This is a genomic window from Brucella pituitosa, assembly GCF_003049685.1.
Taxonomy (GTDB): Bacteria; Pseudomonadota; Alphaproteobacteria; order Rhizobiales; family Rhizobiaceae; genus Brucella; species Brucella pituitosa.
The window spans coordinates 81648-94389 of sequence record NZ_PYSY02000002.1; the positions used below are offsets into that span (position 1 = coordinate 81648).

Below are 12742 nucleotides of genomic sequence, written 5' to 3' on the forward strand. Positions count from 1 at the left end.
TTTTAAACGAAAACAGCGGGTTTTACGCCCATCGAATATTTAGGATTGGATTTCTCATATTATCTCTTGCGGCTCGGCGATTTAATGTAATAACATTACATATGTGGAGCATTTTCCAATCCCATTCGATCAGTAGAAGTGCTGGAATTCATGACTGATGCATGCCTGACTTTTCGTGACCTGACGCTTGGCTATAACAGTCATCCAGCGGTCCATCATCTCAGTGGCGCCGTTCGCACTGGCTCGCTGACTGCCGTTGTGGGTGCAAATGGTTCGGGAAAATCGACGTTGATGAAAGGCATAGCGGGCATTTTGCGCCCGTTGTCTGGCGCATGTGTTGCGGGCAGGGCGGAAAGCCTCGCCTATCTGCCACAGCAATCGGAACTGGATCGTTCTTTTCCGGCACGTGTTATCGATCTCGTCGGCATGGGGCTATGGCCAAGACGTGGATTGTTGCGCCGACACAATGCCGGTGATCGACAGACGTTGACGGATGCCCTTGTAGCCGTTGGGTTGGAAGGCTTTGAGAAACGTTCACTCGACAGTCTTTCGGGTGGACAACTCCAGCGCACATTGTTTGCGCGTGTGCTTGTCCAGAATGCCGATTTGATCCTGCTCGATGAGCCATTCAATGCGGTGGATGAGAAGACGGTTACTGATCTTATCGGGCTGATCAAGGACTGGCACCATGAAAAGCGCACGGTCATGGTCGTTGCGCATGATCTTGATCTGGTCCGGGAGCACTTTCCTGAAGCATTGTTGCTGGCGCGCCGTGCTGTTGCATGGGGCAGCGTCGATGATGTGCTGACGTCTGAAAATCTTGCACGCGCCCGACATTTCCATGAGGCCTGGGATGAAGCAGCGCCCTGGTGCAAGACGGCACACAGTCATCAGCATACGCCCACGAGTTTGTCAGCATTCGGCAAGGACGCGGCATGATGGTGGTTTTGCATCAATTCTTTATCGCTCCCTTTGCGGAATTTGCCTTCATGCAAAGGGCATTGCTGGGTGCGGTCTTTCTTTCGATCAGTGCTTGCCCGGTGGGCGTATTTCTGATGTTGCGGCGCATGAGCCTGACTGGCGACGCCATGTCCCATGCCATTCTGCCGGGCGCTGCTGCCGGGTTCCTGTTTTATGGGCTGGAAATCGTTCCAATGACCATTGGCGGGATGCTTGCGGGGATAGTGGTAGCGCTGTGTGCGGGCGCAGTCTCGCGTTTGACGATCCAGAAAGAAGACGCCTCAATGGCCGCTTTCTATCTGATATCATTGGCAATTGGTGTGCTGCTAGTTTCAATGCGCGGATCGAGTGTCGATCTGATGCATGTGCTGTTCGGGACCGTACTGGCGCTCAACAATGATGCACTTTTCCTGATCGGGCTTACCACAGTCCTCACATTGATAACGCTTACTGTGTTCTGGCGTGCGCTGATTGCTGAATCTCTCGATCCCTTATTTCTGCGTTCGGTGTCCAGGCTTGGCTCGCCAGTGCATTTCATCTTCCTTGGCCTTGTGGTCCTCAATCTTGTGGCTGGGTTTCAGGCGCTGGGTACGTTGTTGTCCGTGGGGTTGATGATCCTGCCTGCCGCATCTGCACGCTTCTGGACAAATCGTGTTGAAACCATGTGCTTTCTGGCAACGGTCTTTGGTCTTGGCGCTTCGCTGTCAGGTTTGCTGCTGTCTTATCACCTGTCGTTACCGTCAGGACCGGCCATCATTCTTTCTGCAGGAGCGGTTTATTTCATCTCGGTCCTTGCGGGAACGCGAGGCGTGTTTGCGACATGCAGACTCCGAACCTCGCACAAAGTTGCCTAACAATCAGGAGGACTATTGAAATGATGCGGCAATTGAAACTTGCCCTTGCATTGAGTGTTGCAACATTGGTCGTCAGTTCGCATGCAGGTGCAGGAGAACAAAAGCTCAATGTCATTGCCAGCTTCTCCATACTGGGTGACATGGCGCAAAAAGTGGGTGGTGACAGAATTGCCTTGCGCACCCTGGTAGGTCCCAATGGCGACGCACATGTCTATGAGCCAAAACCGTCGGATGCTATCGCAATGGCGAAAGCTGATGTGGTTCTGGTGAACGGTCTGCAATTGGAAGGTTTTTTGTCCCGGCTTGTTGAGGCCAGCGGGACCGAAGCCGAGATTGTCGAGGCGACTGAAGGTGCCGAGATTTTGCGTGATCCGCACGGCGGGCACTACCATTATTACGGCACCAAAGCAGTGTTCCATGAAGCGCCGTTCGATCCCCATGCCTGGCAATCTGTGGGGAATGCCAAGGTCTATGTTCAAAACATCGTTTCGGCTTTCTGCAAAGCCGATGCCAAGGGATGCGACGTCTACGAGCAGAACGCGGCTGCTTATCATCAGCAATTGGACAAGCTTGACGCTGATATCAGAAGCACGATTGCCTCCATTCCGCAGGATCATCGCGTTGTGGTCGTTGCCCATAACGCATTTCGGTATTTTGAAAACACCTATGGCGTGAAATTTTTGTCACCACAGGGCGTTTCAACCGAGTCTGAAGCATCTGCTGCCGATGTCGCGGGTGTCGTGCGGGATATCAAGGAAAACCGTGCTGCCGCTGTTTTCGCCGAAAATATTGCTGATGCGCGCCTTGTTGAGCAGATCGCGTCCGAGTCTGGGCTCAGGCTTGGTGGCGTTCTTTATTCCGATGCGTTGTCTGCATCCGATGGCCCTGCCGCCTCTTATATCGACATGATGCGCCACAATGCTGAAACCATCCGCGCTGCGATCATCCCCCAATAAGCGCAATGAACATCACTACCGCTGCGACTTTGAATGTTATGTAATATCATTAATAAGGAGAGACCTATGAGAAAACTGATGCTGACAGCTTCGGCCCTTACAATGGCCGTTTGCATGGCAGGCGGAAATGCATTGGCAGACGAAGACAATGTAACCGCTTGGCGACTATTTGTGTCTGACCATGCTGAGCCCGTCGTCAATGTCATCGACGCTCTTGATGGCGACAAGCTCGACACTTTCAAGATCAAGGGACCAGCATCGCTCTACCGTAGCGAAAGCGGAGAGACAGTGTTTGCCGTACAGGGTTCCGCAGGTGCGGTATCTGCCATTTCTTCCGGTATTTCATTTCATGATCATGGGGATCATGCCGACATTGATGTCGATGACTCCAAACTTCTCAATGTTGAGTGGACCGGCACAAAGCCCGCACATTTTGTCGAACGTCAGGGCAATATTGCGCAATGGTTTGATGGTGAAGATGCGGCGCGGTTCTTCAAAGAAAAAGCCGTTCTTGATGAGAAACCAGATGTGAAGACAGCGAATGTGGTTGCTCCGCATCATGGCGTGTCTGTTCCTTACGATAGTTATGCGGTTGTGACGATTCCAAACCCGGACGACGCCTCCAAACGACCAATCGGTGCGCGTATCGTTGACTTCAAGGGTAACAAGGTTGGCGACGATGTTGCATGCCCCGGCCTACATGGTTCTGCAGGGTCAGGCAGTATTTATGCACTTGCCTGTGATACAGGGCTGCTGCTTATCACGCAGGACGGCGACAAGCCTGTCATTAAACATCTGCCTTACGGAAAATCCTTGCCTGAAGGCAGCTCTTCTACCCTGATCGGCGGCAAGGGTCTGCAATATTTCATCGGCAATTATGGCCCGGATCGTATTGTTCTGGTCGACCCCTCAGAAACCGACGGCGGTTTCCGTCTGGTACAGCTTCCGACGAGACGCGTGCATTTTGCGGTTGATCCGGTGCGGCCGAAATTCGCTTATGTCTTTACCGAAGACGGCCAGCTTCACCAGCTTGATGTTCTCAAGGGCGAAATCGTTAAGTCGATCAAGCTGACCGAGCCATACTCCATGGATGGTCACTGGAGCGATCCGCGTCCGCGTATTGCAGTTGCAGGCGACAATGTTGTTGTGAGTGATCCACTTAAAGGTCAGCTGCATCTCGTCAACGCTAACTCGTTTGAAAAAGCGGGCGATATCGACGTCGCTGGCAAGCCTTTTAACATCGTCGCAGTTGGCGGCTCCGGTAAGGTCCATGCGGGCGAAGCCGGGCATAGCCATGAGGGACACAAGCATGAGGAGCATAAGCACGACTGATAATATTTCTATCTCCATCCGTCGTGAAACTTGGCCCGGCCTTTTTAGGTCGGGTTCTTTTTGAGCACTAATTCTTTGTTTTGCACATGTCTCCCAAAACCGGTTCCCACTTTTGAGAGACATGCTTTGGAGGGGCGACGAAAGGTGGTAATCAGCTCCGAAGATGAACCATTCACCAGGATGTTGAGTTGCAGCTCTTGCTTAATTGGTACCGATGTTTCTGGCACTTTTCAGCTATGTGAGTTGTGTCATCCCCTTGTCACGCACCCGGAATAAAAGCGCGCAAACCATACAGATTGCGCGCTTATGTTACATGAAACTAAAATACACGCAGACGTAGCCGTTAAGGCTGAAGGATTGAGCCTCGCTTATGGCAGCAGCACAATCCTCAAGAACATCGATTTGACCCTTCCAAAAGGTCAGACGCTTGCGTTGCTTGGCCCATCGGGATGTGGAAAAACCACACTGCTCCGACTGGTGGCAGGATTACTTGCGCCGACCAGGGGTTCCATAATCATCAACGGTATAAAAGTAGCTGATGCGGCGAGCGGAACTTTTGCACCACCGGAAAAGCGTTACCTTGGAATGGTGTTCCAGGACTATGCTCTCTGGCCGCATATGTCAGTTTATGGGAATGTTTCGTTTCCGCTGGAAATGCGTGGTGTTGGACGTGCGGAGCGCGAAAAGCGGGTAAAATCGGCATTGGATCGCGTCGGTCTTTCCGGTTTTGGGGATCGTTCCATCAGCGACATGTCCGGCGGACAGCAGCAGCGTGTTGCCATTGCACGTGCCATCGTCGCTGAACCGGGTTTGGTGCTTTTCGATGAACCGCTATCAAATCTTGATCGTGAATTGCGTGAAAACATGGTCAGTGAGATTGGGCAGCTTGTCGCCAATCTCGGTCTGACTGCGATCTACGTAACACATGATCAGAGCGAGGCATTCTCGCTTGCCCATCAGGTAGCAATCATGCGCGCGGGCGTTATCGAACAGCTTGCAGCACCTGAAATGCTCGTCTCTCATCCCACAACACCGGCAGTTGCTGAATTTTTGCGTCTTGGCTGTGTGATGCCAGTGGAACGCGAAGATAGCTTCTACCGTATTTCTCAAACCGAAGTTCGGCTGAACCATGCTGCCATGCCTGCCGATGCAACGCATGTCCTTCTGCCGTCTCGTTCGGTGCGCAGTGTGGCAATCGATGAGGCGGCAATTCCGGCAACGGTCTTGCGGACCCATTTTCGTGGGGACGGCCACCTGACGACAGTTCGCATTGGGTCACAGTATGTTGGCCATGAGTTGACCTATCTCGATCACAACAGACTTTCGCCCGGTATGCCGATCGGCATTGCCATCGATACAGAACAGCTGCGCTGGTTCTCGTAGCAATCACTTCACGTCACTGCATCTCAGGAGAGATTTATGAAGAAGTCAATTATCGGCGCCACTATGGCATTCGCTGCTGCCCTGCTGGCGAGCACCACGGCATTTGCCGACATCACCGTTTATTCGGCAGGTCCGGGCAAGCTGATCGAAGGTCTCGCTGCAGGCTTTACTGCCAAGACCGGTACGAAGGTCAATGTCTTTCAGGCAACGACCGGCAAAGTCATGGCGCGTATTGAAGCTGAAGCTGCCAACCCTGTCGTAGACGTACTGATTTCGGCTTCTTGGGATACAGCGACCGACTTTGCAAAGCGCGATTGGCTCGTGGCTTACACCAGCCCGAATGCCGAAAAGGTTCCTGACTTCCTGAAGAACGAAACTGCTGTTGCTCAGGGTGTTTCGGCTCTCGGTATCGCATGGAACCCGAACAGCAAAACCCCAAAGCCAACTGAATGGGCTGATTTGGCGAAGCCAGAATATAAGGATCTGGTAAACTTGCCTGATCCATCACAGTCGGGGGCAACATTTGAGCTCGTTGCAGCGCTTGCAGAGACGCAGGGCTGGGATTTGTTCAAGCATCTGCATGAAAACGGCGCAACTGCTGCTGGTGCCAATGCCGAAGCATTGAATCCTGTGCTTCAGGGTGCGAAGGCCGCAGTATTTGGTGCAGTCGATTACATCTCGCTCGCAGGCAAGGCCAAGGGCGAAGCCATCGATGTCATCTTCCCGGCATCTGGCACTGTTATCGCACCGCGCCCGGCCATGATCCTCAAGTGGTCGAAGAACCAGGAAGAAGCCAAGCAATTCGTCGACTACATGCTGTCGGATGAAGGTCAGAAGATGGTGGCTGACACCTATCTGATGCCTGCGCGTTCTGACGTTGCTGCAAACCGCCCGCTGATTAACGATCTGAAGATTTTGAAGATCGACGCCGCAGCTGTTTACGGCAAGCGCAATGAAACACTGAAAGAATTCAACGCGGTCTTTGGCGCGAAGAAATAATCAGATTGCGGCTCTTCCTGATTGTCAGGGAGAGCCGCTTACTTATTCTATTCAATAGATTATGAGCTGGCGGCTATATTGCGGTCGTTGCTCGATGACCACAGAGGCAATCATGAGTGCAAAGACCGCTACCGCCGCAAATCCACTCGGCTTTGTGGCTGTCATCGGACTGGCAATTGTCGTTGCGGTTCCATTCATATTTATTGTTCTGCAGGCCATTTTCCCGCAGATCGGTCAGGGTATGCTGGCGGCACCTTTTGTGCATCTGCCAGCACTTTTTGAAGACCCAAAACTCTTACGCATGACTGGGAACACTGTGTTGCTCGGTCTTTGCGTCGTTGCATTGTCTGCATTGATTGCTGTGCCTTTGGCTGTGTTCCGCGCGCTTTACAAAGTGCCGTTTGCGCTGGTTTGGGACGTGCTGATGCTAGTGCCCTTCATGATCCCACCTTATATCGCAACGCTTGGCTGGATCATGACATTGCAGCCGCGCGGTTATCTCGAACAGCTCGCAGGCTTCAACCTTGCACCATTCCTGTTTTCGCTTGCGGGCATGACATTCGTCATGGCACTCAATACCTTTCCACTGGTCTATTTCGCTGTGTCCCGCACCATTGAAGCCGTTGGCGCGCGCTACTCAGATGTTGGTCGTGTTTTCGGTGCATCGCCTTGGCGCTCGTTCTTCCGCATCACATTGCCACTGGCAACCCCGGGATTGGCGGCAAGCCTGTTGCTCGTCTTTGCTTCGGCGATTGAGGAATACGGCACCCCGGCAGCACTCGGCAGCCGTTCCGGGTTTGAAGTTCTGGTAACGGAAATCGATTTGAGAATATCCGATTGGCCGATTGATCTTTCAGGAGCAGCGGTCTTTTCGCTCGCCCTTGTCTGCCTTTCGCTTGCGGCTTTCATGTTTCAGCGCTGGATTCTGACGCGCCGGTCCTATGTAACGACAGGTGGGAAGCCGCAGAACAAAGACAAGCGTGAACTGGGCGCGCTCAAAATCCCGGTCGTGATCTTGTTTGCCGTGATAGCCTTCGCCGCAACCGGTGTGCCGCTCCTTGCAATTCTCGCAACCGCGCTGTCAAAGACCATTTCAGGTGGCTTGACGCCTTCAAATCTCGGTTTCGATAATTTTGCTGATATTGCGGATAATAGTGCGGGAGCGATGCGCGCTTTGATCAATAGCCTGTCTTTGGGTGTAGCAAGCGCTCTGCTGACCGGCTTTCTTGGTGCTGTCGCGGCTTATGCTGTGGTAAAAATGCGCTTCCGTGGGCGCTTCTGGCTCGATGTGCTTACTGTTTTACCCAATTCGCTGCCGGGCGTCGTGGTTGCTGTTGGCCTTATCCTCGCATGGAACCAGCCATCGCTGCTGATTTCGCCTTATAATACGCCGCTTATTCTGCTGCTTGCTTATTGCTGCATTCTTCTGCCGCAGCCAATACGCTATGCAACAGCCGCATTTCATCAGATCGGCGATAATCTAGAAGCTGCGGCACGCGTATGCGGTGCAAGCAGTTTCACGACTTTCCGTCGCATCATGCTGCCGCTGATCGCGCCAAGCCTGATCACTGCAATGTTGCTGGTATTTGCTGTGGCGACGCGCGAGTTGGTCGCATCAATTCTTGTTGCGCCTGTTGGCATGCAGACCATATCGATTTTCATATGGCGACAGTTTGAACAAGGGTCAGTTGGTCTTGGCATGGCGATGGCGTTTATCGCTATTCTGCTGACAACGCTGCTGCCATTGCTCCTGATGGGGCTTCTGAAGCGGACAGGTCTGGTAAAAATCTAACCCTGTCGACAAATTGCGTACAGAGATTTATTCTTTCGGTGTGCCACAGAGTCCGTGGCTGAGGCTGAAAGGATCAAGCAATGTCTCTCACTACCCAACCGCCGCGCATTTCCAATGAAGAGCGGCTGCAGCGTATCAATGTTCTGCGCCGTAATCTAAGCGAAAAAAACATTGGCGCTTTGCTGCTTGGGTCTACCGAGAGCTTGCTATATTTCACCGGACTTGTCTGGCATTCCAGCGAGCGTCTGCTTGGTGCAGTCATTACGCAAACTGAAATCGTCTACATTGTACCGGGCTTCGAGCAGAGCCGCGTAGAAAGCCTTCCTCATTTGCCGGGTGAAATCTGCACCTGGCAGGAAGAAGAAAACAGCGCTGCACTTGTTGCCTCGCTGCTGAAGGCCAATGAAACACTTGCCGTGGACGATGCAGTGCCGCTGTTTGTCTACAATAACTTGCGCAGAGAGATCGGTGCAGATCGGCTGGTTGATGCTGGCCCGATCATTCGCGAACAGCGCATAGCCAAATCGCCAGCCGAAATCGACATTATCAAATATGCCATGGGGCTGACACTTGAAGTGCATCGCCGCGCGCATCAATTCATTCGTCCGGGTATAGCTGCGTCAGATGTCGTACGCTTTATTGATGAGCAGCATCGTGAACTTGGCGCAGGTCGCGGATCCACCTTTTGCATTGTCTCTTTTGGTGAGGCGACGTCGCTGCCTCACGGCGCGGATGGCGAGCAGTTTTATAAGAACGGCGACGTCATTCTCGTCGACACCGGTTGTCGGATCGATGGCTATCATTCCGATCTGACGCGCACCTATATGCTGGATGAGCCGACCGCCGAGTTTGAACGCATCTGGACGATTGAGCGGCAGGCGCAACAGGCCGTATTTGATGCAGCAAAAATCGGTGCCGCCTGTTCCAGCCTTGATGATGCCGCCCGCGCGGTGATGATGAAGCATGGTCTCGGACCAGACTATCAACTCCCCGGTCTGCCACATCGCGCAGGCCATGGTCTGGGTCTGGAAATCCATGAGGCCCCTTACATCGTTCGTGGCAATCAGTTGCCGCTTGCGCCGGGCATGTGCTTTTCCAATGAGCCGATGATCGTCGTGCCTGGTCAGTTTGGTGTGCGTTTGGAAGACCATATTTACATGACAGCTCAAGGTCCGGAGTGGTTCACGCAACCTGCCAAGGGACCAGTTGAACCTTCCGCTTAGAGTGCGTTTTAGTCTGATTGAATCAGATAGGCGCTCTGATCATTTGTCTTAAAGCCCATCCCGAAAATGCGTTGCACTTTTCCGGATGGGCCCAAATTTCCGACAGAAGGATATACCGATGACGGATAGCGAAACCAGTCTCACAAACGAGCGCAAACGCGGTTCGGGCGTTAAAATGGTCTATGACCTGCTGCGCGATGAAATTCTTGATCTGGTCCTGCCGCCCGGTAACCCGATTGATGAGGTGCAGCTTGCCGAGCGGTTCAAGATGTCCCGTACGCCAATCCGTGAGGCTTTGGTGCGGCTGGCAGGCGAGGGGCTCATTGATACGTTGCCCAATCGCTCGACTATGGTGTCGAATATCGACTTCCTCAATATGCATACTTATTTTGACGCGCTGACGCTGATGTATCGCGTGACGACCCAGTTGGCAGCTAAGAACCATCGTCCCGAAGATCTTGAGATCATCGCTGCACATCAGAAAGAGTTCGCTGCAGCGGTTGAGGCACAGGATGCGCTTGGCATGATTGCCACCAATGCAGCTTTGCATCTCGCTATCGCGGAAGCAGGTCGCAATCCCTATTTCACCACGCTGTTCAAGCGCCTTCTTGATGAGGGGCGCCGGATTCTTCGGCTTTACTACCAGTCTTATAATGATCGCTTACCCAAACGCTTTGTGGAAGAGCACGACGAAATGATCGCGGCAATTACCGCGCGCGACACCAGGCTGGCCGAACAGTTGGCACATGAACATGCAGAGCAGATTGTACGGCAGGTACAGAAGCTGGTGATGCGCGACGACCGTTTGGAAATAAGTTTGTAGCCCCATCTTATTTCTGTCGACAAATAAAATACAGACTGATATATCAGTTGCGAGGAACTAAAACGAGGCAATGGCCACGACAGTTTCAACCGTGTTTTTTGTTTTGCTGCATTGTCCTTTGCGAAGCTGTTCCACAGTTTCGCCGGAAATGCTCTGAGAGGAGTTTTAGATGGCTGCCAATATTTTCTCCGGCGTGATCCCGGCTCTGATGACCCCATGCAAGGATGATCGCACGCCCGATTTCGATGCACTGGTGCGTAAGGGCAAGGAGCTGATCGCGGCTGGCATGTCGGCTGTTGTTTACTGCGGTTCGATGGGCGACTGGCCTCTGCTGACCGATGAACAACGCATGGAAGGCGTTGCACGTCTGACTGCAGCGGGCATTCCTGTGATTGTCGGAACTGGCGCTGTGAACACTGCGGTTGCCGCTGCACACGCTGCACATGCACAGAAGGTTGGTGCAAAAGGCTTGATGGTGATCCCGCGCGTTCTGTCGCGCGGTTCGGTGATTGCAGCACAGAAGGCGCATTTCAAAGCTATTTTGTCTGCGGCTCCTGATCTTCCTGCCGTCATCTACAATAGCCCGTATTATGGCTTTGCAACTCGCGCCGATCTGTTCTTTGCGGTTCGCGCAGAGCATCCGAACCTCGTTGGGTTCAAGGAATTCGGCGGCCCTGCAGATATGCGTTATGCGGCTGAAAACATCACGAGCCGCGATGATGATGTCACGCTGATGATCGGCGTTGATACGGCTGTGTTCCACGGTTTTGTTAATTGCGGCGCAACCGGCGCGATCACTGGCATCGGCAACGTTCTGCCGAAAGAAGTCATCCAGCTCTGCAAGCTTTCGCAGGCCGCAGCTGCGGGCGATGCCGATGCGCGCCAGCGTGCGCTTGAACTCGAACAGGCCCTTGCTGTTCTTTCGTCCTTTGATGAAGGTCCGGATCTGGTGCTCTATTTCAAGCACATGATGGTTTTGAAGGGCGACAAGGAATACACGCTGCATTTCAACGAAACCGACGCTCTTTCAGATAGCCAGCGTGGTTATGTCGAAGCGCAGTTCAAGCTCTTCAACAGCTGGTATGCTGAATGGAGCAAGCTTCCTGGCGCTGTGCAGAAGTACAAGGCTTAACTTAGCCGTAGACTGAAAAGGCCCTCCGTTTGGAGGGCCTTTTTTTGTTTAGAGCGTTTCTTACTTTGATTGAAACAGGAGAAACGCTCTAAGTATTTGTTTTATCGCATTTACCTCACGCAAAACCGCTTCGCACTTTTGCTGGAAATGCTCTAGGAAATGGCATCGAGGCCTTTTTCAAGGAGGTGGTCGAGCTGGTCGATTTCCGCCTTGGTGAGTTTTACGCCTTCGCTTTCAGATTCTGCGCGTGCCTTGAATCGGCGCTGTGAGGGCAGGCGTGCGCCCTGACCGACGATTGCCTCGAAGAACGCCTCTGCGCGAGCAAATGGGTCGCCGGGGCGGCCTTTTGCGAAAGCTTCAGGCGAAAACGCGATGATAAGTTCACCATGTACTGGCGAAAGCGTTGTGGTTCCGAGGAAGTCGAGCACTTCCGGGCTGGTCAGGTCACCAATCATGATGGCAGCGAGTAGCTCTACCATCGTGCTGATGGCCGAGCCCTTATGGCCACCGAATGGCAACATGGCACCGGCCAATGCGGTTTCCGGATCAGTTGTCGGGTTGCCGTTTACATCCAGTGCCCAGCCTTCCGGCAACTGCTTGCCTGCGCGGCGATGCAGTTCGATCTCGCCACGTGCGGCAACGGATGTTGCAAAGTCAAAGACATAAGGCGATGTTTCTTTGCGCGGCCAACCGAATGCGAAAGGATTGGTGCCAAGCAACGGCTTGTTGCCGCCGGTCGGCGCCACTGTTGCATAACTCGGACACATGACGAGAGCAGCCAGACCTTCGGCTGTCAGCGCTTCGACTTCCGGCCAGAGAGCGGAAAAATGTGTGCAGTCATTAATGACAAGTGCTGCAATGCCATTTTTGCGCGCACGTTCGGCCAGAACCGGAACGCCCATCTCGAAGGCCGGGTTTGCGAAGCCGTAATTGGCGTTCACCCGCACAATGCTGGAAGCTTCCTGAGTAACGATTTCAGGAATTGCGTCCGCTTTTACCTTACCGGCCTTGACTGTGCGAAGCGCACCCTCGATACGGTATATGCCGTGAGATTTGCAGTGATCGCGTTCACCCGCAACAATCACACGAGCGACGGCTCCAGCCTGTATTGCGTTGAGACCTGCTTTACGAAAAATCGCCTCTACGCGGTCGTGAAGCGTTGCAATGCTCAGGATAGTGGTCTCGCTCATCATGCGTCTTTCATGGCTACGCCTGGCGGGAGGGCCCACAGGCAATTGATATCTGCGCACATAATGTATACAAACATTAGGCAAGTGCAATTTAGATG

At 53.1% G+C, this 12742-nt stretch carries 11 protein-coding genes; 10 read left to right on the plus strand and 1 reads right to left on the minus strand.

What is annotated here, in order from left to right; genetic code table 11:
- Positions 1 to 150: 150 nt before the first annotated feature.
- The 10 genes from aztA to C9380_RS12710 all read left to right on the plus strand — a co-directional run bounded on the left by aztA (position 151) and on the right by C9380_RS12710 (position 11454).
- Positions 151 to 939, plus strand: a complete 789-nt coding sequence (gene aztA / locus C9380_RS12665) for a zinc ABC transporter ATP-binding protein AztA (RefSeq protein WP_100557981.1) — start codon at positions 151 to 153, stop codon at positions 937 to 939.
- On the plus strand, positions 939 to 1814 hold the full coding sequence (aztB, locus tag C9380_RS12670) for a zinc ABC transporter permease AztB (RefSeq protein ID WP_128094424.1): 876 nt from the start codon (positions 939 to 941) through the stop codon (positions 1812 to 1814). Before aztA ends, aztB begins: the two co-directional genes overlap by 1 nt.
- Positions 1815 to 1834: 20 nt before the next feature.
- Complete coding sequence (aztC, locus tag C9380_RS12675) at positions 1835 to 2770, plus strand: zinc ABC transporter substrate-binding protein AztC (protein WP_128093690.1); 936 nt, start codon at positions 1835 to 1837, stop codon at positions 2768 to 2770.
- 66 nt (positions 2771 to 2836) lie between these two features.
- On the plus strand, positions 2837 to 4102 hold the full coding sequence (gene aztD / locus C9380_RS12680; RefSeq protein WP_105706114.1) for a zinc metallochaperone AztD: 1266 nt from the start codon (positions 2837 to 2839) through the stop codon (positions 4100 to 4102).
- Positions 4103 to 4408: 306 nt separating this feature from the next.
- Complete coding sequence (locus tag C9380_RS12685; protein ID WP_105706116.1) at positions 4409 to 5485, plus strand: ABC transporter ATP-binding protein; 1077 nt, start codon at positions 4409 to 4411, stop codon at positions 5483 to 5485.
- Positions 5486 to 5521: 36 nt separating this feature from the next.
- Positions 5522 to 6484, plus strand: a complete 963-nt coding sequence (locus tag C9380_RS12690; protein ID WP_105706118.1) for an ABC transporter substrate-binding protein — start codon at positions 5522 to 5524, stop codon at positions 6482 to 6484.
- Between the two features lie 112 nt (positions 6485 to 6596).
- Entirely contained in the window at positions 6597 to 8276 is a 1680-nt protein-coding gene (locus C9380_RS12695) for an ABC transporter permease (protein WP_128093691.1), read from the plus strand.
- Positions 8277 to 8356: 80 nt separating this feature from the next.
- On the plus strand, positions 8357 to 9499 hold the full coding sequence (locus tag C9380_RS12700; RefSeq protein WP_128093692.1) for a M24 family metallopeptidase: 1143 nt from the start codon (positions 8357 to 8359) through the stop codon (positions 9497 to 9499).
- A 118-nt stretch (positions 9500 to 9617) separates the two neighbouring features.
- Positions 9618 to 10322 (plus strand): GntR family transcriptional regulator, encoded by a 705-nt coding sequence (locus tag C9380_RS12705; RefSeq protein WP_128093693.1) that lies wholly within the window; start codon positions 9618 to 9620, stop codon positions 10320 to 10322.
- Positions 10323 to 10491: 169 nt separating this feature from the next.
- Positions 10492 to 11454 carry a dihydrodipicolinate synthase family protein gene (locus tag C9380_RS12710; RefSeq protein WP_024896499.1) on the plus strand — a complete coding sequence of 321 codons (963 nt, stop codon included), beginning with the start codon at positions 10492 to 10494 and terminating at the stop codon, positions 11452 to 11454.
- A 152-nt stretch (positions 11455 to 11606) separates the two neighbouring features.
- Here the strand turns inward: C9380_RS12710 and C9380_RS12715 are convergent, their stop codons facing one another.
- Positions 11607 to 12644: an Ldh family oxidoreductase gene (locus C9380_RS12715; protein WP_128094425.1), complete on the minus strand. Its 1038-nt coding sequence runs from the start codon at positions 12642 to 12644 to the stop codon at positions 11607 to 11609.
- Positions 12645 to 12742 lie beyond the last annotated feature (98 nt).

Bases quoted from the DNA above. Each gene is read 5' to 3' on its own strand.
- C9380_RS12710 (WP_024896499.1), top strand. From the start codon at position 10,492: ATGGCTGCCAATATTTTCTCCGGCGTGATCCCGGCTCTGATGACCCCA.
- aztD (WP_105706114.1), top strand. From the start codon at position 2,837: ATGAGAAAACTGATGCTGACAGCTTCGGCCCTTACAATGGCCGTTTGC.
- C9380_RS12700 (WP_128093692.1), top strand. From the start codon at position 8,357: ATGTCTCTCACTACCCAACCGCCGCGCATTTCCAATGAAGAGCGGCTG.
- aztC (WP_128093690.1), top strand. From the start codon at position 1,835: ATGATGCGGCAATTGAAACTTGCCCTTGCATTGAGTGTTGCAACATTG.
- C9380_RS12685 (WP_105706116.1), top strand. From the start codon at position 4,409: ATGTTACATGAAACTAAAATACACGCAGACGTAGCCGTTAAGGCTGAA.
- aztB (WP_128094424.1), top strand. From the start codon at position 939: ATGGTGGTTTTGCATCAATTCTTTATCGCTCCCTTTGCGGAATTTGCC.
- C9380_RS12695 (WP_128093691.1), top strand. From the start codon at position 6,597: ATGAGTGCAAAGACCGCTACCGCCGCAAATCCACTCGGCTTTGTGGCT.
- C9380_RS12690 (WP_105706118.1), top strand. From the start codon at position 5,522: ATGAAGAAGTCAATTATCGGCGCCACTATGGCATTCGCTGCTGCCCTG.
- C9380_RS12705 (WP_128093693.1), top strand. From the start codon at position 9,618: ATGACGGATAGCGAAACCAGTCTCACAAACGAGCGCAAACGCGGTTCG.
- aztA (WP_100557981.1), top strand. From the start codon at position 151: ATGACTGATGCATGCCTGACTTTTCGTGACCTGACGCTTGGCTATAAC.
- C9380_RS12715 (WP_128094425.1), bottom strand. From the start codon at position 12,644: ATGAGCGAGACCACTATCCTGAGCATTGCAACGCTTCACGACCGCGTA.